Here is a 24679-nt window from a genome sequence, read left to right as displayed (position 1 = left end):
TGGAAGGAAGAAAGGATTGTACACATGGAAAGGATAAAATGCACGATTGCTTATGACGGTTCGGGTTTTGCAGGATTTCAGGTACAGCCTGCCCACCGGACTGTTCAAGGGGTGCTTGAAAAAGCCTTGATCAAAATGCATAAAGGCGAACCCATTCGTATTCAGGCTTCAGGGCGGACAGATACAGGAGTGCATGCACTTGGACAAGTCATTCATTTCGATACGCCTTTAACCATTCCTGAACGTAATTGGAAGCAGGCCATCAACACGCTCTTGCCGGATGATGTCCGAATAATGCATGTGGAGAAAGTTCATGATAATTTTCATGCCCGTTACAGCGTGAAGCAGAAAGAGTATCATTATATGGTCTTAAACCGGGAAGATCCTGATGTATTTCGGCGAGACTATGTATTGCATTTCCCTAAAAGCCTGGATATAGAGGCCATACAAGCTGCCTGTAAGCATTTAGAGGGGACGCATGACTTCACCACCTTTTCTTCTGCAAAATCGTCTGTGAAAGGCTCTAAAGTGCGCACATTATACCATGCATCCTGCAGGAAGAAAGAAAATGAGATTGAATTTGTTTTTCGCGGGAGCGGCTTTCTGTATAATATGGTGCGAATCATGGTCAGCGCGCTTTTGGATGTAGGGATTGGGAAACGGAAACCAGAAGATATACCCAGGCTGCTAGCTGCAAAAGAAAGAGGGGAGCTGGGAAAGACAATCTCCCCGGCTGGGTTATATTTATGGGAAGTAAGTTACGATGAACAAGAAGAGAACGAATCATCTATATCAATTGAATAGCAAGCAGGGGTGCCTTCGCACCGGATCAGCTGAGAAAAAGTAATAGAGACAAGAAAGATGAACCATCCGGTATAAAATTGTTTTCAATTACTTTCATTCCTAGCTTGACTTTTGGTCTGGAAAGTTATAAGATGATATATGGCATTTTATTTCTAAACCATGATTAGCCCCGGAAACTAATTGTGATAAGAATAAAAATATGATTACGAAGCATAAAGAATCATTGATATATGGAGGGAAAAAATCATGCGCACAACTTTCATGGCAAATGAAGCAAACATTGAACGCAAATGGTTAGTTGTGGATGCGGAAGGACAACGTTTAGGCCGTTTAGCAAGCGAAGTAGCTGCTATCTTACGTGGCAAACATAAACCTACGTACACACCACACGCTGACACTGGTGATCATGTGATTATCATCAATGCAGACAAAATTGAACTATCTGGTAACAAAATGACAGACAAAATGTATTACAATCATTCCCACTACCCAGGTGGATTGAGATCCCGTAACGCATATGAAATGCGTACAAAATATCCTGAAGAAATGCTGGAAGAGGCAGTTAAAGGAATGCTTCCAAAAGGACCTTTAGGACGTAAAATGAAAAAGAAATTGCATGTATATAGAGGCGCTGAACACAACCATCAGGCTCAAAAACCAGAAGTTTACGAACTTCGCGGATAATTAAAGGGAGGTAAATGAATTGGCACAAGTACAATACTACGGCACAGGTCGCCGTAAAAAGTCAACTGCCCGCGTACGTCTCGTACCAGGGACAGGAAATGTAACAATCAATGGCCGCGATGCCAGAGACTATTTTCCATATGAAACACAAATACTCATCTTGAACCAGCCGCTTGTTACTACAGAGACACAAGGAACGTATGATGTTCTTGTTAATGTAGACGGCGGTGGTTTCACTGGTCAAGCTGGTGCAATCCGTCACGGTGTTGCACGCGCATTATTGCAAGCTGATCCAGAGTATCGTGCTTCTTTAAAACCAGAAGGATATCTGACAAGAGATTCCAGAGAGAAAGAACGTTATAAATACGGTCTTAAGAAAGCTCGTCGTGCACCACAATTCTCAAAACGTTAATATTTCAAATGTACAAAACCCTGCAACCACTTTGGCTGCAGGGTTTTACTTTTGATTATGGTTAAATGAATGGCAATAAATTTGGTAAAAAGTAACGAGCCACGCCCCTTCTATTTAAAGTGCGTGTTCAAAAAGCCCGATAAATAGGACCAAGAAGTTCAAGGCGACTAGCAAATTCCAAACGGAGCGTATGCTTTATAATACGTGGATAACGGTTTTGGTGGGGCGAGTAATCGCAGCCCCATTGGAATTTGCTAGTCAACTAAAGAATTCGCCGCGTCATTTTTATTGGACTTTTTGAACATCCTCTTAAAGAGAAAACATGCGTTATTTGTCTAATTATGCATGACCTCTTCCCATTTCCTTTACTACTTAATCCAATCCATTATTCCGAATCACATCTTGATACCAATAAAAACTATCCTTCCTTATCCGGCGCAATTCCTTCAAATCAAAATCATCTCGATCGATATAAACCAGCCCATAGCGTTTCGCAAAGCCCTGACGGGAGCTCAGCAAGTCCGTGAAAGACCATGGAGAATAACCGAACAATTCTACGCCATCTGCAATGGCATCATTACCAGCGGCGATATGATCTTTTAAGTAATCAATACGGTAATCATCATGTATTTTACCGTCTTCGGTTAACTGGTCGCCGGTTCCTAAACCATTCTCGGTAATAATCATCGGCAGACGGTACTTTTCATAATAGTCATTAAGCAGAAGCCTTAAGCCTGTCGGGTCTACTTGAATGCCGTAATCGGTGACGACAAGGTTTTCGTTTTTCTCCATTTTAAAGTAGCCATATAAATCAAAATCAATATCGTTTACCTTCGTACCGACGGGATGTGCTTCATCTGCCGGAAGATAACTGGCTACTAACGTACGGTAATAGTTTACAGCGAGATAATCCGGTTTGGAAGCTTTTAAAATCGCTTCGTCCTCCGGCTTGGTTTCCGGATAAATGCCACATTTCTTTAGGTACGCTTGATAATATCCCGGATATTCGCCAAAACAATACATTTCCAAAGCGTAATTGGTTTTAAAATTATCATTCATTCTGGCTGCCCATACATCTTCTGGCCGATTCGAATGAGGGTATGTCATGGTAGAAGATACGGCCGGTCCAATTTGTGCATCTGGAAGGATATCACGGCAGGCATTTGTCGCAAGCGCATGCGCTAAAAACATATGATAATCCATTTGTGCTCTCACTTTTTCAGCCTGTTCAGCTGGCACATCATACATATTCATTCGAATATTTACACGCGCCATCAGGTTTTGTTCGTTATGCACTTGCCAATACGTCACGCGATCACCGAAAGCTTCAAAGCAGGTTTTCGCATACCTTTCAAAAGCGTACGCACAATCCCGGCTTTCCCAGCCATTGTACTTATCGACCAGGGCAAATGGGAGGTCAAAGTGATACAGGGTAACTAATGGGGTAATATCATTCTCTAATAAGAAATCAATCACCTTGTTATAAAAATCGATTCCCTGTTGATTCACCTCGCCATCACCATCTGGAATAATTCTTGCCCAGGAAATAGAGAAACGATAAGCTTTTAAACCGAGTTCCTTCATTAAAAGAATATCTTCTTTATAGTGATGATAGAAATCACTGGCAACGGTAGTATCAGCTTGTACATCTGATTTTAGAAAAGCATTGTAATCCGCTACCGTTTTTCCCTTGCCATCTTCGTTCCATGCTCCTTCGATTTGGAAGGCGGAGGAGGAAGCTCCCCACAAGAAATCATTACTGAAATAATTTGTCATTATCGTCACTCCTGTATTTTTTAATTAAGTAGTCCTTTCGACTATGGAAGCCCCTGGATACTGCGCAGAATTGGTAATAATTATTGGGGTAGTGAGATCATAGCCTTTTGTTTTGATTTCATCTATATTAAATGAAACGATTTTCGTGCCTTTGCTTATCTCATCACCAGCGCTCACATGGGCTTCAAATCCTTCCCCATTTAATTCTGCAGTATCAAGGCCAATATGAATGAGCAATTCAACGCCATTTTCCAGCTCCAGTCCAATGGCATGTAATGTCGGATAAAGCACAGAGACCTTCCCATTGGCTGGTGCCGCTACTTCACCGACTGCTGGCTGAACAGCTATGCCCTCTCCTAATGTTCCGGATGAAAAGACTTCATCTTGGACGTCAGATAATGGCATCAGCTTCCCTTGAATAGGTGAAGGAAGACTTATGTCGGCATCTGTTCCTGCATTCGCAGTATCCTGGCTATTGTCTCCAATGCCTTCATCTGTAGCATCTTCTTCTTCAGGAATATCTTTAAAACCGAATATCATTGTCATCGCCGCAGCTCCGAAGAAGGCAATCGCAATACCAATCACATAACATAAGAACGCTAATGTGCCGGCTTCGATATAGACGGGAATGGTTAAAAATCCCTGGTTGGCAAAGGCGGTACCATAGGATCCGCCCCAGCCCATCAGACCGCCGCCGACTGCACCGCTGATAACAGCATAAATCATAGGTTTTCGCAGCCGGAGGTTCACCCCGTAAATGGCTGGTTCCGTGATTCCGAAAAGAGCTGTAATGGTTGCAGTTGCAGATACTGTTTTTAATTTCTTATTTTTCGTTTTTAAAAAGACACCTGCCGCAGCTCCTGCCTGGGAAAAGTTAGCCGCTCCTGCAAATGCTAACAGATTTTGCTGGCCTGTTTGGGCAACATCATTAATCCCGATAGGCAGGATGGCTTTGTGCGCACCAAAGATAACAAGTACACACCATATTCCGCCGATGAAAGCACCTAATAATGTCGGGCTGATATCCATAATAATATAATAGAGCCAGTTAATAAAGTTACCTAAATGAATGCCAATCGGCCCAAAAATAATCAAGGTTGCCGGAACCATGACTAATAAAGTCATCGTAGGCACCATAATAATTTTTAAAACCTCAGGTATTACCCGTTCGAAAAAGCGCTGTACATATGCCATGATAAATACAGCAATAATAATCGGGATAACCGTCGATGTATAATCCGCTACTGTGACGCCAATTCCTAAGAAGGTAACAGGCTCATCTCCGGTCATTAAGGCAACCAGATCCGGATAGCACAGGGTTGCTGCCAATACCATTGCAATTAATTCATTTGCCTTAAACACTTTCGCCGCTACGTATCCAATCATAATGGGGAAGAAATAAAATACAGCATTGGAAGTAGCTTCTAATATTAGATACGTATTGTATTCTGTGATATCCACATCCCAAAAGCGGGTAGCAATCATCACAGCAAGTGCCAGGATTCCTTTCAGCATACCGGATGCGGCAATTGCCGGAATGATTGGAACAAATATAGAAGTAAATGTATTGATGATTCGGCTTCCGATAGACTCTTTCTCTGCTTTTGTTTTCTCTTCTTTCGTGTTCAAGTCACCCAAAAGCTGTTGAATGTGATCATGTACTTCTTTCACTTTATTTCCGAGGACAACTTGAAATTGTCCGCCACTCTCTACAACAGATATGACTTCATCCATCTTTTCTAGATTCGCTTTATTCGCTTGTTTTGTGTCATATAACGTAAAACGCAAACGTGTATAGCAGTGGGTCAGTTCTGAAACGTTTTCTTTACCTCCTACATTTTTTAAGATGGTTGTTGCAACTTGTTGGTAGTTCATTCTTTTTTCCTCCTTCAATTCACTTGCCAACGAATCAGAAGAACATATAATAACACAAAAAAATCAAACGCACACAAATATCCTCCCAGGAAGATATACATTCCCAGCGGTTATGAAAGTGTACATTTGATCTTGCCTGCATTATCAGTAACACGTCAAATGTATTCTGTTATGAATCTTTAAAATAGGGTATCACGCTTTTATTTTTGTAGCAAGTGTTTGAAATGATACATGGAAAAAATAGTATAGGACCAAGCAAGCTAATATTGCAATATATTTCTTTAAAAAGGCTGAAGGGGGGTTGATTCAATAGTTACCTGAAAGTAACCTGCGCAACTAAAAGTGCGTGCTTCACAGGGATGGGGAAGTTTGTTACTATAAAGATAAATGAGTGAAGGAGGAATGAAAAATGACAAAACAAATCGCAGTAATTGTTACAGACATGGTTGAAGAAATAGAATTAACAGACCCTGTCAAAGCTTATAAGGATGCAGGCCATTCAGTAGAAATCATTAGCGATGAAGCAGGAAAAGTAATCAAAGGAAAAAATGGCGAGGAACTCAAAGCTGATAAAGGAATTGAAGAAGTGAATGCAAGCGACTATGATGCCTTATTAGTTCCTGGTGGATTTTCTCCAGACTTACTCCGTATTAATCCAAAAAACGGCGACTTCGCAAAAGCATTTGTCGAAGCAGGTAAGCCTGTATTTGCAATTTGTCATGGTCCTCAATTCTTAGTGGAAACAGATCTATTAAAAGGCAGAGAATTAACAAGCTTTGTTTCTGTTAGAAAAGACTTAGAGAATGCAGGAGCAACTGTAAAAGATGAAGAAGTAGTGGTTGACCAGAATCTGGTTACCAGCCGTACGCCAGATGATTTGCCAGCCTTTAACAGAGAAGCATTAAAGCTGCTGAATAATTAATGAAAAAACGACGGTCAGATTGATAATCTGGCCGTTTTATACTTTTTCATATCATTCTAACTGATAATCCCTTCCTTTTTTAATTGCTCTATACGGTTCTTTCCCCAATCATACATCATCTCAATGATAGGTAATAAGGTGTATCCAAGCTCTGTCATGGAATATTCTACCTTGGGCGGACTTTCCGGATATACTTGGCGTTGAATCACACCATCTTCTATTAATTCTTTTAACTGATTGGAGAGCGTCTTATGCGAAATATTTTTAAAAAGCCGTTGCATATCGTTAAAACGGTGAGGGCCTTCTACGCCTAAATGCCATAAAATAACGACCTTCCATTTACCGCTGAAGATAGAAAGTGTCATTTCCTTCTCACAATGGTAGTCCCTATTTTGCAATTTCTCTTGAATTTCTTCCCGCAATGTATTGCACACCATTATCAACGCTCCTTCTATTCTTGCCTGTTTTAATACGTTAAGAATAATCCTGAATCAATTCCGCTTTCCTGTCCAGTAATATGACTCTGAATCAAAGTATGCCGGGTTTCTTTGTTTGTCCACTTTATGGAGGTGGGGGGACAGAAAGTAGCTTACATTATTACATGCACGTTGTCTCAAATAGTTGTTCTTGACTTTCAAGTTTTTACGAATTATTATCAAACAACGTGATATCTTCATTTTAAAGGTTTTATATATATGCACATGCTTCATGCTCCAGATAATATAAATATTTAAATGTGCTAGAATCCTAGTCCGCTGATTGGACTAGGATTTTTGGTGAAGAAAAACAGGAGGTTATGTATAACGCATTCTGTTTATGGATGGTATACGTACTTGTTTTAAGAAGAAAATGAAGAAGGAGCATTATTTGAGGATAGTTTGGGTATATACAAACAGGGCAGATTATATGAAAACAATGCAGACAAAATGCCTTCATGATAAAACAAATGTCCTTATTAAATCGGAAGTCTAGGAGGAATCTTATGGCAAACAATAATAACTCTGAACAATCACAGCAATTGAACAATACACAAAAGGAAGCGGAGAGGCAGTTTCTCCTCCCGTCACAAGTTATGCGATCGTTTGCTGAAAAAGGAGGAGAGCACCTTGATAAAAATATTCCCTCTCAATTGATTCTTTCTTTAACAGCCGGATCATTCATGACTTTTGGGGCTGTTTTTTCCGTGTTACTTGCTATCGGTGTTGATCCTCAAGCATTGACATACCTGCTGGAGGGATTTGGATTTACTGCGGGTTATCTGATGGTATTTATGTCCGGATCTGTTCTATTTACTGAAGTGAACGTGCTGCTGCCGACATATTATTTACAAAAATCGTATTGGATGAAAAATAAATTTCTCAAATTTTGGGCTGCCACCTATATCGGTAATATTGCCGGTGCCTTATTTGTTGCTTTATTAATAGTAGGTTCAAGTTCCATGGTACCAGATTTCACGACAGAGCTTGAAGGTCTTCTGGGACAAAAAATGCAATTTGCTGAACGAGGCTGGGTCGGATGGTTTCAAGTTGTATTGTCGGGTATTATCGCCAATTGGCTCATCGGCATGGCTGCCTTTCTAACAACAGCCGCCAGGGATGTAACCGGAAAAATTTTGGGAACCGCACTGCCTGTCATTCTCTTTGTTGCAGGGAACTTTCAACACAGCGCTGCCAATATGGGCTATTTCAGCCTAGGTTTGTTTACTTCTGATAACTATGCATGGTATGAATATTTTTTCCTTAACCTGATTCCGGCAAGTATCGGCAATATAATTGGCGGAGCTATCTTTATCGCGTTGGTCTTTTCCTATGCATTCCGAAAAGAGCTTCGCAGTTAAGGTTGGTTTGTGTGCTGTAACGTAGGACTATGATGCATTGTAAATTAATAATAAAGACCTTTGGAAAAGATTAAAAAGCAATCCACTACCACTAAAATAGCGGATTGCTTTTTTAATATCTACGCATGTTTCTTTCTCATTCTCCCCGGTAACTTCAACGCCAGAGCAACAACAAATATACAAAAAGCAAAACAGATAATCGCAACAAGATGCAAATGTGCTGTGTCAATATGGCGATTAAAGGTTAAACCGAGCAGACTGGAGGATAAAATCGATCCCAGGTAACGGCTGGTTTGAAATAAACCGGAAGCGGAGCCGGTATCTTCAGGATCTACATGCTCATAAAGCGCCGTCTGCGTGGATATATTATTAAATCCATTACTCATGCCAAGAACAGCCATAATCATGATAAACCAGATTAACGGTGATCCCTCATTGTACGTTAACAGCAGCCCGGTACCAGCTAGAAGTAAGAATGCACCAATAACCATCGGTAGCTTCGAACCATAGTTATCAATCAGACGTCCGGCTAATGGCGCCACAATGACACCAAAGCCTGCCAGCGACAACATGATGAGTCCGGTGTGCTGTTCACTGTAGTTAAGAACTTGCTGCAGATACGTTGGGAATCCAAAAAAGAAACAATAATGAATCAGGTTGATACTCATGAATTGTAAGTAGATAAACGAAACATACCGATTCTTCGTTAGCCCCTTCACATCGATGAAAGGCTCCTCCTGCCTGCGCTCGAAAAAGTAAAAACCGACAGCAGCTGCTAAAAAGAGCAGTAATGCCCACCAGCGAATGTTTGAGTCAAGCGAGAGCAGGAACAGTATTAAACCTACAATAGCAATAATAAAAAGAGCAATCCCCCTGAAATCAATTCGTTTGGCCTCGAATTTTCCTTGTCCCGTATTTGGTAAAATGAAAATAGCCAGCAAAAAGGACACAATAATAAACGGGAAATTAACGAGGAAAATGGACTGCCAATCCCAAGACGCCACTAAAAAGCCGCCGATAGACGGTCCAAAAGCGGCAGAGGTGGAAGCAAAGACAGATAAAACAGCAATTGCTTTTCCCTGACCTGCAGTAATATGCGTACGCACCATGCTCATACCGCTGGGAAATAAAGTCGAGCTGCCAATCGCCTGCAAAGCCCGGCATCCCAGGAGGAATGGATAATTTGGTGAAAAGGGAGCCAATATCGATGCAGCTGCAACAATCGTCAGTCCTGCTATAAACAATTTTTTCGGACCAAACATGTCACTTAACTTTCCCATGACAGGCTGTCCAGCAGCGCTCGCAAGATAAAAAATCGAAATCAGCCAAGAAGCATCCGCAAAGGTTAATGCAAATTCATTCTGCATCCTAGTTAATGCTACGGAAATCATGGATGAATTTAATGGGTTGAGCAATGTGCCAAGCCCGATGGTTAAAATAAGCAGCCAGGGCTTATGGATTTTTTCTTTCATTGTTTTCATCACCTTATATATGTAAAATTAAAGTCATTTTTTCTGCTGCAGAAAAGAGCAGCTGGACAACTATGTCGAATGACTGTGTGCTGCATTTGGTTGATTACGTGTTTATCTGCTTATTTTAGTCCTTTTTTGCGTTGATTGCAAAATGAGGGAAAAGATTCATGTGCAAAGACGGCTATTCTATGATAAGAGGTAGCTATTTACATCCGTATAAGCGGGGCAAAGAGCGGAAGCGGAGAAGGGAGGACACATGTAAGGCAGCCTGAACGTAAATGAAAAACAGGACACGGGCATTCTAAATTCTTATCCCGACATCCTGTTTTTCCGTTGTAGATACTTTAAAATACTCCCTGCACTAAAACCATATAAAATATTGTCCCGCCAGCAATCGACAGCAGCATGCTCCGCTTCCAATAATGCAAGACAATAATGAGTCCGACTGCAAGAAGCTCTGGCAGGAAGCCGTCCAAAGATGTGATCGTTACATCTTTTAATGAATAAACCACCAAGAGCCCGAATACCGCTGGCGGTAAGACGTATCCTAAGTATTTCACATATACGGGTGTAGGCTTATCAGGTTTAAAAATCATAAATGGCAAAAATCTGGTTAACAAGGTACCTATCGTGATAACGGCGATCATAATGACTTGCTGTGTTAGGCTCATCATGAGGAGATCACCTCATTTTTAGTAATAAATTTTTTAATAAGCGTTAGAAAAATCAAAATGATAAGCATCGCTGGAATAATAAAGTTTTCCGTGCCAAATAGGATTAAACATAAAACAGAAGCGGCTATTCCCACAAGGGAGCTGATGTGATTTCGCTCTTTCATCCATTGGTCTAAAAAGATAACCACAAACAGTGCGGTCATAACAAACTCCAAGCCATCTGTGTTAAACGTAATCATCGAGCCGAATAGACTTCCGATAGTCGCACCGCTGACCCAGTAGATTTGATTAAGCAAAGTAACATAAAACATAAACCAGCCTGTATTGATTTCAGAAGGGATGCGGGCAGTATGATTAATCACAAATGACTCGTCGCACATACCATAGATGAGATAAGCTTTTTTCTTACCTGTTCCTTTAAATTTATCTAACATGGAGATACCGTAGAACAAGTGTCTGGCGTTTATCATTAATGTTAATAAAAACGCACTGAATGGATTAAAGGCGCCTAACAACAAACTTCCGGCTACAAATTCCATCGAACCGGCAAAGATAAGCACACTCATTAAAATAGCATAGATGGGCGGAAACCCTAAGGAATGCATGTAAACGCCGTAAGCAATGCCTAAAAAAGCAAAACCGGCCAGTATCGGCAGGGTTTTGGGAAATGCATGCTTTAATGTTAACAGGTGATCGTCTAAAGACATTTTTGATTCACTCGCTTTCAAACAATAGAAATTATTTCATTTATTGTGCATAATGGATTAATACAAGAAGGTGCAGTACATTGCGGCCGACATTTCTATAAATATGAGGTTGATTTCCATCAAAAATAACGGCTTCTCCTTCATCTGCCGTTTCGACAGTTCCGTTAATATCCATTTCTAATTGGCCTTCTGTGACAAATACATGCTCTTCTACACCAGGATTGTGCGGCAACGATGCATGTTCGTTTTCAGGATCCAAATCGACCATAAAAACTTCAAATTGCTTTTCCGGTGAAAATGGGACAACTGTATGTACCCTATAATGGTTTTCCTCTTCTGTCACCAGATTTCTATCTTGCTTTTTAATCACTCTGACCGGATTTGTCTGCTGATTAATGAGTGACGAGAAAGATACTTTTAAACCATTGGCGATTTTCCAGAGGGTTGTTACTGTCGGGACAGATTCTCCTCTTTCTATCTGTGCAAGCATGGCTTTGCTGACTTCTGTTATTTTCGCCGTTTTATCTAAACTCAAGCCCCGTTCTTTACGAATCGTCTGCAGATTTTTACTAATATAATCTGTGACTTCACTCATCTGCTATCTCCCTTCTTCAACCATTGTAATTTAATTTAGAAAATTCATATGAAACAATATAACACATTTTCGTATGTTATAACATACGAATTGAAAATTCTGTTTTCGTTGTATATGAACAATCATAAAATAGATTCGAGAATTTTCGACAATATTTCCCCGGAAATAATTTTTCATGATATATTTTTTATTACATAGCTAACTCGGAAAAAAATCAGCACAAGGATTTTGGCATCAAAAATGTTGCTGTTTATGGGGAATGCACAAGGATTTTGATGGTCAGTATTCAGAAGCTTTGTTAGTTTACATACAGGAGGTGCCGTTTCATGGAAATCGGCAAGCATATTCAATACTACAGAAAAAGAGATGGATTGACACAAGAAGACTTAGCGGAAAAATTGTTGGTAAGTCGTAATTCTGTGTCGAATTGGGAAAGGGGGAAGAATTATCCAGATATTGAAATGTTATGGAAAATGAGTATTCTTTTTAATGTAACCATTGATTATTTGGTGAAAGGAGATTTGGAAAAAATGAAAAAAGAGCTCGAAGTCGGATATTTTAATCAGTGGAGTATGGTTATGATAATAGCTTTCAGCCTGCTAGCATTATTCATCCTGCCAAGCTTCCATTATTTTAATTCATATGGCTTTCTTGTTCTCGTTCCTCTTGGATTGGTTGGGATTTACGCTGGGTATCGAACAGAGGTGTATAAAAGAAAGATAAAGCAAAATAACAACTTAAAAACATATGAGCAAATTCTTAATTATATAGAGAGCGACGGGCAAAATCAGGATACGGAATATCATTATCACCGTCCTAAAAATATAGTGACACTCTCCATCTACTGCATTATCTATTTTGTATTGCTTTTTGTATTAATTATGCTATTTTTGTAAGTTTATTTTACTGGTTTGTAGCTGCTGGACCGGGAATTGGATACAACGATCTCAAGCGTATAAAAGAAAGATTATAATTTAGCAGCTGGAAGAAAAAGATCGTGCAGTTTACGATGTTTTGCTGTTCAAAATATTGTTGAAATGATGTTGGGTACGCTTCATGTTCGGAATGCACCTTATATCTTCTGCTCTTCCGTTTGCCGAATAAGTGGAAAACAAGCAGAAGCAGTATTAAAATATATGTAACGATTATTATCCAAATCAAGGGAGGCTGCGAATGATGATTAAAGTTGTTAATACATTACGTATCCAAAAAGGAAAAGTAAATGAAGTTGCAGAATTATTTAAAAGTGCAAAATCGGTGCATACATTTAATGGGTTTGTGTTCATGGAGGTGCTGATCAAAGAAGGGACAGAAGAATACGATGAATTGCAAGTGTGCACTACATGGGAAGACCACGCTTCTTTTGAAGTTTGGAGAGAAAGCAGAGAGACAAGAAAAGCTCATGAGTCACAAGATAAGAAAGGAAAAGAAGACAGTCCGATTCTAGGGTCGGAAATATCTACATTTGAAGTCTTTGTACAGCATCGTCCGGCATAGTTCTTTCATATGTTCGTGTTTTATTCTTCTTAGTATCTAAAACCACTATATCAAAATATATAAAAATCCCGCTTTCTATAATCAGAAGGCGGGATTTTTATATGGCCACAAACATTATCCTTCCTTGATATGAAAAGAGCCTGCTTTGCTTAAGAAAAATTTAAGAAATGCTTTAGAAATGGATAATAGAAAGCGTGTAATATCTATCCTATCGAAAGAAGTCGAAATATACGTCGAGGAAGGAAATGGATGTGAATGACTAATCATCAAGCAAAGCAACAAAATGTAGCATTTATTTTAGGATTAGGTGCTTTAGCGCTTATCAGACCAATAATGAAAATAACCGGGTTCATTCATATTTTTGGAAATGAAGCGGTTGGAAGTATTGCAATGACCGTATTGATCTCTGTAGTCTGGATTCTTATTGTTATCAAGAAAGGAATGCCAAATCCTATTTCCGTTCTTGTTTTAGCAGGGACCAGCTATGCAGCTTTTGCAATTATACTAAGCGGTATTTTATCACCCATTCTGGATGGAGGGCTGCAGGGGCCATTGACAAACCCAATAGCATTTATCAGTGTTTTTCTTACGAATATGGTATGGGGATTTGTGCTGGGTATGATTACCTCCATCATCCCATATAAAAAGCGATAAACTCATAGCTGTATTTGCGAAAGGATTTTTCTGAGTAACAGAAAAGCGTCTTTGATAGATGAAAGCATTTTCTTCCGTATAGTTCCTTATTTGTACAGTACAACTGCAGTGATTCGGTTATAATGGGAGAGAAAGAAGGTGGTTCGAATGTCGATCAGAAAACGGTTAATCTTATCCAATATAGCGATGATTCTGGTTCCGGCTGCTTTGTTATTGCTAGCAGAGATGGTTTTAGGGTATGTCTTATTTGTCGCTTTGAATGGCAACCCGCAAGGCGATGATTTAAGAGTCTTTGTCCAATTTCGTTTTATTGCGATTGCCCTTATTTTAATATTAACCAATGGATTACTAACCTATTTTATGTCCAAAAGCATCATCAACCCCATTTCTCAATTATCTACAGCAGCAAAGAAAATCAGTGAGGGCAATCTGGAATACAGCGTCCAGTCGGATAAAAAAGATGAGTTAGGCGAACTTGCCAATACATTTGAGACGATGCGTCTGAAATTAAAGGAAGCAGATAGTAAACAAAAACGTTATGAACAGAATCGGCAAGAGTTGATTGCCAGCATTTCTCATGATTTAAAAACGCCACTTACTTCTATCAAAGGCTATTTGAAAGGAATTCAAGATGGGGTGGCAAACACACCGGAGAAATTGGACAGATATATGGACACGATTTATAGAACAGCAAATGACATGGACGGGCTTATTGATGAATTATTTCTGTATTCGAAGCTCGATTTAAATAGAGAAACCTTCCATTTTGAAAAAATTGATGTATACACCTTTTTTGCTGATTTTATTGACGAGTTAGCGTTTAATTTGGAGAAGGAACATGGAAAAGCTGTTTTTTCAGCAAACCCCGAGGACACTTATATCGTAGAAGCAGATCGAGAAAAATTAAGACGCGTCGTAATAAACATTGTGCAAAACAGCTTAAAATATATAGATAAAAAACAGAAGGAAATTCAAGTGAATGTAACGTCTGAGGCGGACAGGATTGTTGTGGAAATGAAGGATAATGGAAGTGGAATAAAGGAAGAAGATCTTCCGTATATTTTTGAAAGCTTTTATCGGACAGATGTTTCAAGAAACTCTGCTACTGGAGGAAGCGGTCTTGGCTTATCCATCGTGAAGAAAATCATTCATGAGCACGGCGGAAAAATTTGGGCTGAAAGCCAGCCAGGTCAAGGGACAAGTATTTATTTTACATTGAAGAAGGTGATGTGAATGCAAAGCATACTGATTATTGAAGATGAAAAGGATATTGCTGAATTGGAAAGAGATTATTTAGAGATAAGCGGATTTCCCAGTGATATTGCTGCAACGGGAGAAGAGGGATTAAAATTGGCAGCAGCGAATTCCTATAGTCTCATTCTATTAGATCTCATGCTTCCGGGCATAGACGGCTTTGATTTGTGTGAAAAACTACGGGAGATGCTGGACGTGCCGATATTGATGGTGACAGCCAGAAAAGAAGATATTGATAAAATCCGCGGTTTTGGCAGGGGAGCAGATGACTATATTGTGAAGCCATTCAACCCGAATGAGCTGGTAGCCAGAGTGAAAGCACATATTACCAGATATGCCCGCTTAACAAAGCAAGATAAGAAACCGAATGAAATCCATCATAAAAATCTGACGATTGATCAGGCTTCACGGCGGGTTTTTATCGATAATGAAGAGAGAATATTTACCGCAAAAGAATATGATTTATTGTATTTTCTAGCGTCGCACCCGAATATTGTTTTTACGAAAGAACATTTATTTGAACAGATATGGGGCTATGATGCGATGGGAGATAATACAACAGTGACGGTCCATATCCGGAAAATTCGGGAGAAGATAGAAGCAGATGCTTCCCTTCCGCAATTTATAGAAACAGTCTGGGGTGTAGGGTATCGGTTTCAAGGGTAATGAGTGTATTATGTTTTGTTAACAGCTTTAAATATTTGGTTCAGTAACAATTTACGGGGAACAAAATTCGACAAATTTGAATTTAAAAAGGAAAATCCAAACCATTTGTCGTATTGGTAAAGTAACCAACAAATACCTACGAAAGGATGGTTTGGATGCGTAACCATTATATCATGACGAACGAAGAGAATGAAGTGCCATTTGTTATTGTTCATCAGGAAGAAATTCCGCTTGGCTTTTCGAATGCAGGATTATATCGTCATCTCCAGCTAACCAGTCATGGAGCTCATTGCACCGATTGTGGTTTTTGGACGACGAAGGTACATGAATATCATCCCAAACAGGTTATTGCCGGTTCGCACAATGACACACCAATTATTGATCATTTCCATCATCGTCGGTTTGTATGTGATAGTTGCCATCGTACGTTTATGGAGCCTTTGTCTTGGCTGAAGCCCTATCAACGTATAACGGAAATCGGTTGTAGAACACTTCTGTACAGGTCAGCTGATTGTACTTTTAAAGCTGTCGGAGAAGCTTTTAGTCGTAATGGGCAAAATGTGCGAATCCATGTGCTGGAGAATTATTCGGAACAACCAGACCTTGCCGAACGTTCCACACCGCTGCTAATTGGAATAGACGAGATGAGTTTGGCGAAAGGAAAAGGCAACTATAGTCTTGTCATGTATGATCTCTCCGTTCCATGGCGTCCACAATTGTTGCTGATGCATGAAAGCCGGCGCAAAGATGAAGTCATGAAGGTCCTTTAAGAATTAAACCAGCCAGAACGTGTCATGGCGGTTGCCATTGATATGTGGAGGGGTTATAAAACCGCTGTTCAAACCGTACTCCCCGAAGCTATTGTGGTGATTGATGCATTTCATGTTATTCAAGCATCCACCAAAGCTTTGGGCGATGTTCGAAAAGGCATTCAAAAATCGATGAGCAAGGAACAACGGGATGCCCTGAAACGAGATAAAGACCTGTTTACGGAAGCCTTTGACGATTTGACAAAAGAACAACAAAAACAGCTGGAACAATGGGAAAAGACATCTCCTGAATTAGAACAAGCCATGCACATGCATCAGAAACTTCGATCCTTGTATCGTGGTAACGATTTGGAAGGAGCACTCGAACTTCTGGTTGAATGGGAAAAGAAAATCCTTGATGCTTCTTTGAAACCTTTCCAAGAATTGTTGAAAACCGTATGGAATTGGTTGCCGAAATCCTTAACCGATTTATTTATCGTATATCGAATGCCAAAACGGAGGGAAAAACAACCAAGTTCGTACGATGAATCAACAAGGATATGGTTATTCCATCATCTCACTTCAAGCACGAATGCATCTAAAGGAGGAGAAAACGGCTTTTCTCAAATGGAGACATTATCAAGATCATTACGAGCGATGTTTGAAACAACATGAATCTCAAAAAATTGGTTAAATGATTTTTTCGACAAAAATGGAACGAGCGAATCATCAGGTATTATTTTTGTCGAATTTTGTCGGTAATCCCGTGATTTGTTACTGAACCAAATATTTTATATCAATATTGGCAATGAACTTGAACTTTGCTGCAGATAAAATAAAAAAGTAAAAAGGTTATAAACTATTGCTGCAACAAGTTTTATTGCTATTTGTCTTATATCGCAGTTTTCATTCATTGTAAAACAAAACTGGCTGATCCCCAAATTTCACCATACTCCATCAAGTCTTAGTATATCAAAAAAATAGTTAATGCTTTACTAAATTTATTTTATTCCTCTTGGTATAAGGTGTCGATGTATTGTATACTTATTCAGTAAACATATTTAGAATGGAGACATAATTCTGAAAACGATGCGAAAGATATGTTGAAGTCTGCAAATATTTATGAAAAGGGGTGATGATGGAAGAGGATATTGCTTAAACTTATATGAAAACCTTGAAAATGGATTCCCCAAGACCCCCCTCTCCCAATAATCTGTTTTCTGCACTAATTGGATACATCTTCTAATAAAATAAACCTGGGAATTATATCCACATTTTATACACAGAGACAAGCTATTTGTCTGTACGCAGCACATTTAGTGCAGAAAGAAATATCTAACTTTAATTCCTTAATCAAAAAGTCTTTTCCCAATCAATAAGTACAACTCATGCAACTGCATATACGTGATATGACCACTACAATTCCCACCTGTGATGATTTTCTTGATAATTCGAATTGAAAATACGGAGTAAATTCAGTCTGATAATTTAAGTTATTTACGATAATGTAGTAAGAAGTAATGATAAAAAGATTTTCTTACATTTTAATTTAAAAAGGAAAGGAGCAATGAGTCATATAAAACATAAATTATTAGAAAATATTTGTTTTATATGATACAATAATAATGAATATAAGTGAATACAAACTAATAATGATTGATGATGAAAATGGTCAGAATGTTGTCAGGAATTTTCTACAGAAACTTTATGAAAAATCAAAAACATCTCTGGATGCGAAATTGCACTTAATGTTCCTTAATAGTGCATTCAACCTGTTGAGTGTACGGAAGCTGGAAACCCTAATTAATACGCGAACCGAACTTACCATTACTTTTAACGGCGAGCAAAGGACAAAGTATTATCATTTAGTAAAACCATTAAGACTTATTCCAATCTATGAATTACGCTATGCTATGAGTGGAAATAAACATTTACGTTTTTTGTTTTTCCCTTTTCAATACAAAAGACAATACTACTATGTTTTTGTGAAATGTTTCGTAAAAACGCGTGTGCCTTTTGTTGATGAAACAGATAAGATGAGAAACTTAACGTTTGCGATGTATAAAAAGGTAAAGGAAAAACCTGCATACTATTTAGAAGGGATTTGAGAATAATGAAAAAGAATAAAAATCTTTTAGATATGACTACCTCATTATTAAAAGAAGGACATCCCGATTTAAGAGAATCTTTAGAAGGCTTGTCTCCTGTATATGCAAAAATCATATTTGCTCGTCGTTTACAATGTGGTTATACGCAAGAAGAGCTTGCTAATAAAGCAAATATAGGATTAAAAACAATTTCCCGGGCAGAGGGAGGATTTGATAACCTTTCTACAGTAACATATGATAAAATTTTTCAAGCTTTGGATTTAAGTGTGAAAGATGTTGCGAAGGCTATGATTCAGTTACAATCAAATGATGATGAGCTGGCTGCGACGTCTGAATGAATGTAATGAATATAGGCAGAGATGATTTGCATGCAATACGTATGTTCAATCCGTACAAAGGAATTCATCCTGGTATCAAACAAGACGAACCGCCTGTTTCAGGAGGTTCGTCTTTACCTATGTTTATAAAAAGTTTTATGATTAGAAGTTTTTATATAAAGCGGCTTTACATACCTTAGTTATTCATTAGGAGTCTATCTATACTTCCAAATCTTTAACAGTTTCTCCTTCCACTAATACTGGTTGGTAATAATGCTCATTTAATAAGTCTTTTCTTCCTTGTAAAAATTTAATAATCTTATCAGCAGCATCATGCCCCATTTGTTCTTGCGGATGTGTCAATGTTGTTAATTTGATATTTGCGTTTTTGGCAATATAAGAATTGTCTTGACCTACAATAGACAGTTCTTCTGGAACAGAAATACCAAGTTGTCTGCATAAATTTGCTGCCACAAGACCAACTTCATCATTATAGCAAACAATTCCAGTCAAAAGGTCTCTATTTTCAATAAGAAATTCTTCTAAATTAGAATATAAATCCGGTTTTGTTTCTGTTGTGAAAGAAAAAAGGTGCTCAGGAAGAAACCTTAATTTAGATTCTCCAAGTGCTTTAATATAGCCTTTCATTCGAAATTTTCCTTGTAAATCATCCATTTTTGCAATAAGTCCGATTTGTTGGTGACCTTTTGAAATCAGTTCATTTGTTGCGATATATCCGGATTGTACGTCATCCAGGCAGAGAAAAGGAACATCTAGTTCTTCGTAATACGCATTGATCATAATGAAGGGGATGCCATGTTCTTTAAAAGATAGATAATAGGCAATATTAGGGTTGTATAAGTTACTTTTCGTAGGTTCGACAATTAAACCATCCACCCCGTAAGATAACATCATTTCTAGAGCTTTTTTTTCCTGTTCCACATCATTATTAGTGCTAGCTAACAGCAAAGAGTAATTATCTTCATTTAATCTTGCTTCAATTCCGCGAATTATTGACGGAAAAATATAATCCGAAATATAAGTTGTGATAACGCCAATAGTCTTATTTTTTTGATCACCTCCGGATATGGATTTATACTCATTACTGACATAAGTACCTGATCCTTTTTCACTTCTTAGGAAACCCCCATTTGACAGTTCTAAAATAGCTTTTCGAACAGTATGTCGACTTACATTGTATTTTGTTTGTAAAGCAGATTCTGTAGGGATTTTATCTAATACTTTATATTCTCCTGAAAGTATTTTACTTTTTATATCATCCATGATGAATTGATACTGATATTTTGGTTTCACACTACTCACTTCCTTGTTGTTTCAACTTCCTATTGAATGGAGTTTCGTTTCATCGAAATACTTGTCTGTACATATTCTGACATAGTTTTCGAACAATTAAAAGGTTTTAAATTTGTATTTCCTTTAAACTTGTACTCTGTGTTTCTATGTTTATATTTCCCAATTTGAAGTTTAAGTGTAAATAATTAACAGAAAATTGATCACACAAAATATGTATGCACTAATAATAAAATATATTGACATATGTACGTACAGAAATTACAATGTTTTGTAAGCGGTTTAAAAAGATGTGAATAAAGAAGGCGCATTCTTTATGGTGGTTTTTAAATTCTTTTTAGAGAGGGGATTGACGTGAAAACAAACCAAACAAATATAAAAGAAACAATTACAAATGGAGAAACAGTACTTGGTATCGAGTTTGGGTCTACACGTATAAAGGCGGTATTGATAGATAATTATTCTGAAACAATTGCATCTGGCAGTTATGAGTGGGAAAACCAATTAGAAAATGGAATTTGGACGTACAACTTAGTAGATATTATTACAGGTTTGCAAACAGCTTATAGCGAGATGAAACAAGAAATTGAATGGAATTATGGCGTCACGCTCCGAACAATTGGTTCTATAGGCTTTTCCGCAATGATGCATGGATATATGGTATTTGATAAAACAGGAGAGTTGCTTACTCCGTTTCGCACTTGGCGTAATACAACAACGGGTGACGCTGCTAAAGAACTGACAGAATTGTTTCAGTTTAATATTCCTGACAGATGGAGCATTGCGCATCTCTATCAAGCCGTACTAAATGAAGAAAAACATTTATCTCGTATTGATTACATGACAACATTAGCCGGTTTTATTCATTGGTTGCTTACCGGAGAAAGAAAACTTGGTATTGGTGATGCTTCGGGAATGTTTCCAATCGATGAATCGATCAAGGACTATGACAAATTAATGATGAAGCAGTTTGATGAAAAAATGGCGGATAAAGGCTATCCTTGGAAGATTGCAGATATTCTTCCCGAAGTTTGTAACGCTGGAGAAGACGCAGGAACATTAACGGAAGTGGGAGCTAAAATCTTGGATAGGTCACAAAATCTGCAATCAGGAATTCTGATATGTCCTCCAGAAGGAGATGCGGGAACAGGGATGGTCGCTACAAACAGTGTGAAAGAACGTACAGGAAATGTTTCAGTCGGAACTTCCGTTTTTTCCATGATTGTATTAGAAGAAAAACTTTCGGCCGTTTATCCCGAGATTGATTTAGTTACAACCCCAAATGGCAGTCCTGTTGCGATGGTACATGCAAATAATTGTTCAAGTGACTTAGATGCTTGGCTTGATTTGTTCCGAGAATTCTCAGAATCAGTCGGACAGAAAGTGGAAACCGAAAAATTATTTGAAGTCATGTTAAACAAATCTATGGAAGCGGATCGAGATGGCGGCGGATTACTCAGCTTTGGCTATTTTTCAGGCGAAAGTATAACGGGATTAGATCAAGGTCGTCCATTATTTGTTCGATCACCAGAAAGTAACTTTAACTTAGCGAATTTTATGCGGACGCATTTATTTAGTGCTTTTGGTGCTTTAAAAATAGGTATGGATATTTTGACAAAAGAAGAAGGCGTTCTCATAGATGATGTCTTAGCACATGGTGGCTTATTTAAAACACCTGTAGTAGGGCAGAAAATAGTTGCTGCTGCAATGAATGTTCCAGTTTCTGTGATGGAAACAGCTGGAGAAGGTGGAGCATGGGGAATTGCTATTCTTGCTTCGTACATGCGGAATAAAGAGTCCGATGAGAGTTTAGAAGCATTTCTGGATAATAAAGTTTTTGAAGGCATAGACGGAAAAAAAATATTTCCTGACGAACTTGATGTGAAGGGATTTGAGGAATTCATTGCACGATATAAACAAGGCCTGGTGATTGAACAGACGGCTGTAGAGAATTTACCCGTATAGAGGGTGAAAGCAAGGAGAGTTTACTATGTTAGAACAGTTAAAAGAAGATGTGTTTCAGGCTAATCTAGACTTACCTAAACATGGATTGGTGAAATATACATGGGGAAATGCGAGTGCTTATGATTCGGAAAGCGGATTGTTTGTAATCAAACCCAGCGGTGTTGATTATTCAACAATGAAGGCGAGTGATATGGTTGTGGTTGATTTAGATGGGAACGTTGTAGAAGGAGAGCTAAATCCATCTTCGGATACTGCGACTCATGCGGTTCTTTACAAACATTATCCAGAGATGGGTGGTATCGTTCATACACATTCTACTTGGGCAACTATTTGGGCTCAAGCTGGGCTTGATGTACCGGCAATGGGCACCACACACGCAGATACATTTTATGGGTCCGTACCATGTGCACGTTTCTTAACACAGGAAGAAATTGATCGAGGATACGAAACAGAAACTGGAAATGTCATTATAGAAACATTTGAAAAACGTGGGTTAGATATTTTTGCTATTCCAGGTATTCTGCTTCAAGGGCATGCTCCATTTACTTGGGGGGAAGATGTTCAATCTGCTGTGATGAATAGTGTCGTATTAGAGGAAGTGGCGAAGGTGAATTTATTTTCCCGTGAATTAAATCGTTTTGCAGAGGAATTGCCACAGAGAATTCTAGATAAACACTACCTGCGAAAACATGGTGAAAATGCGTACTATGGCCAAAAACAATAACATGAAACAGACGAAAAGAGGTTTATTATGGAAAATATAAAAAGAAATGAATTCTGGTTTGTTGTAGGAACACAACAACTTTATGGAGAAGAAGCGCTGGCAGAAGTAAAAGCAAATGCTCAACAGATAACGGATGAGCTGAATGAAAGTGGTATCTTACCCTATCCGATTGTTCTACAAGAACTGGCAGTAAACGCGGACCAAATTACAAATATCATGAAGGAAGTGAACTATCGGGATGAAGTTTCTGGCGTGATTACATGGATGCATACTTTTTCTCCCGCTAAAATGTGGATTCGCGGCACAAAAATATTACAAAAATCGTTACTTCATCTGGCGACACAATTTCACGAAAGTATTCCATGGAAAAAAGTTGATATGGACTTTATGAATCTAAACCAATCTGCTCATGGGGATCGCGAGTATGGTTTTATCAATGCGCGTTTAAATAAACAGAATAAAGTTATCGTTGGTTATTGGCGACGGACATCATTTAAACAGCAAATTGCAGAATGGATGGATGCTGCGGTTGCTTATAATGGAAGTTTTCATATTAAGGTGGCCCGCTTCGGTGATAATATGCGACATGTTGCGGTGACGGATGGAGATAAGATTGAAGCGCAAATTCAATTTGGTTGGACAGTAGACTATTTTGGAATTGGAGACCTTGTGCAATACGTGAATGCTGTGAAGGAAGAAGAAATTAACGCTTTATTTGCGGAATACGAAGAACTTTATGCGTTTGATTATGGTACTTATAGTAAAGAAAAATGGGAGGCCAGCGTTAAAGTTCAAGCAAGCTATGAAATTGCAATCAAGCGGTTTCTGGATGAAGGCGGTTACAGTGCTTTTACTTCTAATTTTGAGGATCTATATGGTATGAAGCAGCTTCCTGGTCTCGCTGTTCAGAGATTGATGGCTCAAGGGTACGGTTTTGCTGGTGAAGGAGACTGGAAAACAGCAGCGCTTGATCGTTTGCTAAAAGTGATGAGTCATAATCAATCTACAGGCTTTATGGAAGATTATATTTATGAATTAGCGGAAGGCCAAGAGTCAATCCTTGAATCCCATATGCTTGAAGTTGATCCGACATTAGCAAGTAATAAACCGAAAATCGTTGTATCACCGTTAGGAATTGGTGATCGTGAAGACCCTGCCCGTTTGGTATTTGACGGAAAAGCAGGAGATGGCGTCGTTGTCTCGATGGCTGATTTTGGTACGCATTTTAAATTGCTGATTAATGAGGTAGCAGCCTTTGAACCAACGCATCCGGCGCCAAATCTTCCAGTGGCTCGTTTACTTTGGGAAGTGAAGCCTAACTTCCAGGATGGTGTGAAGTCATGGATTGAAAATGGGGGAGGACACCATACGGTGGTTTCACTGAATTTAACAACGGATCAGATTGTAAGTTATGCGAAGATGGTTGGTTTGGAGTATGTTGTGATTAAGTAATATTTATTTCTCCAAAGGGATTTTCCCTTTGGAGAATGATTCTTTTAAAACGGAACTAACACGGAAAAGACTAGAAAATAAGCTAATTGTATTATAACTCAACTTTCGCACACTGAAATAGACATGTAACCCTTGATATAGTTAGGTAAACCTGCCACCCATTGTTGTACTTGACTTTTTATTAATTTTTGAATTGCTTTATTGGTATGTTGAATGGCATCATC

At 38.6% G+C, this 24679-nt stretch carries 24 protein-coding genes and 1 pseudogene; 17 read left to right on the top strand and 8 right to left on the bottom strand.

Going from position 1 to position 24679, the window contains the following annotated elements:
• Positions 1-24: 24 nt before the first annotated feature.
• The 3 genes from truA (at position 25) to rpsI (ending at position 1900) form a co-directional block, all read left to right on the top strand.
• Positions 25-804: a tRNA pseudouridine(38-40) synthase TruA gene (gene truA / locus ACFQ19_RS15100; protein ID WP_379593432.1), complete on the top strand. Its 780-nt coding sequence runs from the start codon at positions 25-27 to the stop codon at positions 802-804.
• Between the two features lie 246 nt (positions 805-1050).
• Positions 1051-1488, top strand: coding sequence for a 50S ribosomal protein L13 (rplM, locus tag ACFQ19_RS15095; protein WP_379593431.1), 438 nt, complete (start codon positions 1051-1053; stop codon positions 1486-1488).
• A 19-nt stretch (positions 1489-1507) separates the two neighbouring features.
• Complete coding sequence (gene rpsI, locus ACFQ19_RS15090; protein ID WP_379593430.1) at positions 1508-1900, top strand: 30S ribosomal protein S9; 393 nt, start codon at positions 1508-1510, stop codon at positions 1898-1900.
• A gap of 372 nt (positions 1901-2272) precedes the next feature.
• Here the strand turns inward: rpsI and ACFQ19_RS15085 are convergent, their stop codons facing one another.
• Positions 2273-3676: a glycoside hydrolase family 1 protein gene (locus ACFQ19_RS15085; RefSeq protein WP_379593429.1), complete on the bottom strand. Its 1404-nt coding sequence runs from the start codon at positions 3674-3676 to the stop codon at positions 2273-2275.
• Positions 3677-3700: 24 nt separating this feature from the next.
• The gene (locus tag ACFQ19_RS15080) at positions 3701-5551 is read right to left on the bottom strand and encodes a beta-glucoside-specific PTS transporter subunit IIABC (RefSeq protein WP_379593427.1); all 1851 of its coding nucleotides are present in this window, start codon (positions 5549-5551) and stop codon (positions 3701-3703) included.
• Positions 5552-5960: 409 nt separating this feature from the next.
• On the opposite strand from ACFQ19_RS15080, the gene ACFQ19_RS15075 reads away from it, so the two are divergent.
• On the top strand, positions 5961-6473 hold the full coding sequence (locus ACFQ19_RS15075) for a type 1 glutamine amidotransferase domain-containing protein (RefSeq protein ID WP_379593426.1): 513 nt from the start codon (positions 5961-5963) through the stop codon (positions 6471-6473).
• 56 nt (positions 6474-6529) lie between these two features.
• Here the strand turns inward: ACFQ19_RS15075 and ACFQ19_RS15070 are convergent, their stop codons facing one another.
• Complete coding sequence (locus ACFQ19_RS15070) at positions 6530-6907, bottom strand: winged helix-turn-helix transcriptional regulator (RefSeq protein ID WP_379593495.1); 378 nt, start codon at positions 6905-6907, stop codon at positions 6530-6532.
• A gap of 548 nt (positions 6908-7455) precedes the next feature.
• On the opposite strand from ACFQ19_RS15070, the gene ACFQ19_RS15065 reads away from it, so the two are divergent.
• Positions 7456-8310 (top strand): formate/nitrite transporter family protein, encoded by an 855-nt coding sequence (locus ACFQ19_RS15065; RefSeq protein WP_379593425.1) that lies wholly within the window; start codon positions 7456-7458, stop codon positions 8308-8310.
• 119 nt (positions 8311-8429) lie between these two features.
• On the opposite strand, the gene ACFQ19_RS15060 is transcribed toward ACFQ19_RS15065, so the two are convergent.
• The 4 genes from ACFQ19_RS15060 to ACFQ19_RS15045 all read right to left on the bottom strand — a co-directional run bounded on the left by ACFQ19_RS15060 (position 8430) and on the right by ACFQ19_RS15045 (position 11758).
• Positions 8430-9782, bottom strand: a complete 1353-nt coding sequence (locus ACFQ19_RS15060) for an MFS transporter (protein ID WP_379593424.1) — start codon at positions 9780-9782, stop codon at positions 8430-8432.
• Between the two features lie 344 nt (positions 9783-10126).
• Positions 10127-10453 (bottom strand): branched-chain amino acid transporter permease, encoded by a 327-nt coding sequence (locus tag ACFQ19_RS15055; RefSeq protein ID WP_379593494.1) that lies wholly within the window; start codon positions 10451-10453, stop codon positions 10127-10129.
• Entirely contained in the window at positions 10453-11163 is a 711-nt protein-coding gene (locus ACFQ19_RS15050; protein WP_379593422.1) for an AzlC family ABC transporter permease, read from the bottom strand. The genes ACFQ19_RS15055 and ACFQ19_RS15050 overlap by 1 nt, the downstream gene beginning before the upstream one ends.
• A gap of 40 nt (positions 11164-11203) precedes the next feature.
• Entirely contained in the window at positions 11204-11758 is a 555-nt protein-coding gene (locus ACFQ19_RS15045; protein ID WP_379593421.1) for a helix-turn-helix domain-containing protein, read from the bottom strand.
• Positions 11759-12084: 326 nt separating this feature from the next.
• Here ACFQ19_RS15045 and ACFQ19_RS15040 point away from each other — a divergent pair, with 326 nt between their 5' ends.
• The 9 genes and pseudogenes from ACFQ19_RS15040 (at position 12085) to ACFQ19_RS15000 (ending at position 19024) form a co-directional block, all read left to right on the top strand.
• Positions 12085-12654 carry a helix-turn-helix domain-containing protein gene (locus ACFQ19_RS15040; RefSeq protein WP_379593420.1) on the top strand — a complete coding sequence of 190 codons (570 nt, stop codon included), beginning with the start codon at positions 12085-12087 and terminating at the stop codon, positions 12652-12654.
• A gap of 277 nt (positions 12655-12931) precedes the next feature.
• A complete protein-coding gene (locus tag ACFQ19_RS15035) occupies positions 12932-13255 on the top strand; it encodes an antibiotic biosynthesis monooxygenase (RefSeq protein ID WP_379593419.1) in 324 nt (107 codons plus the stop codon).
• A 255-nt stretch (positions 13256-13510) separates the two neighbouring features.
• Entirely contained in the window at positions 13511-13909 is a 399-nt protein-coding gene (locus ACFQ19_RS15030; RefSeq protein ID WP_379593418.1) for a hypothetical protein, read from the top strand.
• Between the two features lie 147 nt (positions 13910-14056).
• Positions 14057-15142: a sensor histidine kinase gene (locus tag ACFQ19_RS15025; RefSeq protein ID WP_379593417.1), complete on the top strand. Its 1086-nt coding sequence runs from the start codon at positions 14057-14059 to the stop codon at positions 15140-15142.
• Positions 15143-15829 carry a response regulator transcription factor gene (locus ACFQ19_RS15020; RefSeq protein WP_379593416.1) on the top strand — a complete coding sequence of 229 codons (687 nt, stop codon included), beginning with the start codon at positions 15143-15145 and terminating at the stop codon, positions 15827-15829.
• A 155-nt stretch (positions 15830-15984) separates the two neighbouring features.
• Complete coding sequence (locus ACFQ19_RS15015) at positions 15985-16599, top strand: hypothetical protein (protein ID WP_379593415.1); 615 nt, start codon at positions 15985-15987, stop codon at positions 16597-16599.
• Positions 16600-16617: 18 nt separating this feature from the next.
• A pseudogene (locus tag ACFQ19_RS15010) lies at positions 16618-17253 on the top strand (transposase); the annotation flags it as partial.
• 950 nt (positions 17254-18203) lie between these two features.
• Positions 18204-18686 carry a hypothetical protein gene (locus ACFQ19_RS15005; protein ID WP_379593414.1) on the top strand — a complete coding sequence of 161 codons (483 nt, stop codon included), beginning with the start codon at positions 18204-18206 and terminating at the stop codon, positions 18684-18686.
• Positions 18687-18691: 5 nt separating this feature from the next.
• A complete protein-coding gene (locus tag ACFQ19_RS15000; protein WP_379593413.1) occupies positions 18692-19024 on the top strand; it encodes a helix-turn-helix domain-containing protein in 333 nt (110 codons plus the stop codon).
• Between the two features lie 198 nt (positions 19025-19222).
• Here the strand turns inward: ACFQ19_RS15000 and ACFQ19_RS14995 are convergent, their stop codons facing one another.
• On the bottom strand, positions 19223-20317 hold the full coding sequence (locus ACFQ19_RS14995; protein WP_379593412.1) for a GntR family transcriptional regulator: 1095 nt from the start codon (positions 20315-20317) through the stop codon (positions 19223-19225).
• Positions 20318-20668: 351 nt separating this feature from the next.
• Here ACFQ19_RS14995 and ACFQ19_RS14990 point away from each other — a divergent pair, with 351 nt between their 5' ends.
• From ACFQ19_RS14990 to araA, 3 genes are read left to right on the top strand one after another with little or no spacing between them, the layout of a single operon-like run.
• Entirely contained in the window at positions 20669-22279 is a 1611-nt protein-coding gene (locus tag ACFQ19_RS14990; RefSeq protein ID WP_379593411.1) for a xylulokinase, read from the top strand.
• A 25-nt stretch (positions 22280-22304) separates the two neighbouring features.
• Positions 22305-23003 (top strand): L-ribulose-5-phosphate 4-epimerase, encoded by a 699-nt coding sequence (locus ACFQ19_RS14985; RefSeq protein WP_379593410.1) that lies wholly within the window; start codon positions 22305-22307, stop codon positions 23001-23003.
• Between the two features lie 27 nt (positions 23004-23030).
• Complete coding sequence (gene araA / locus ACFQ19_RS14980) at positions 23031-24455, top strand: L-arabinose isomerase (RefSeq protein WP_379593409.1); 1425 nt, start codon at positions 23031-23033, stop codon at positions 24453-24455.
• Positions 24456-24679: the final 224 nt, after the last annotated feature.

Source organism: Oceanobacillus locisalsi (assembly GCF_042675985.1).
In the GTDB taxonomy this organism is placed as follows: Bacteria; Bacillota; Bacilli; order Bacillales; family Amphibacillaceae; genus Oceanobacillus; species Oceanobacillus locisalsi.
Note: the sequence above shows the minus strand (reverse complement) of the source record. Positions and strands in the feature narration are given on the sequence as shown.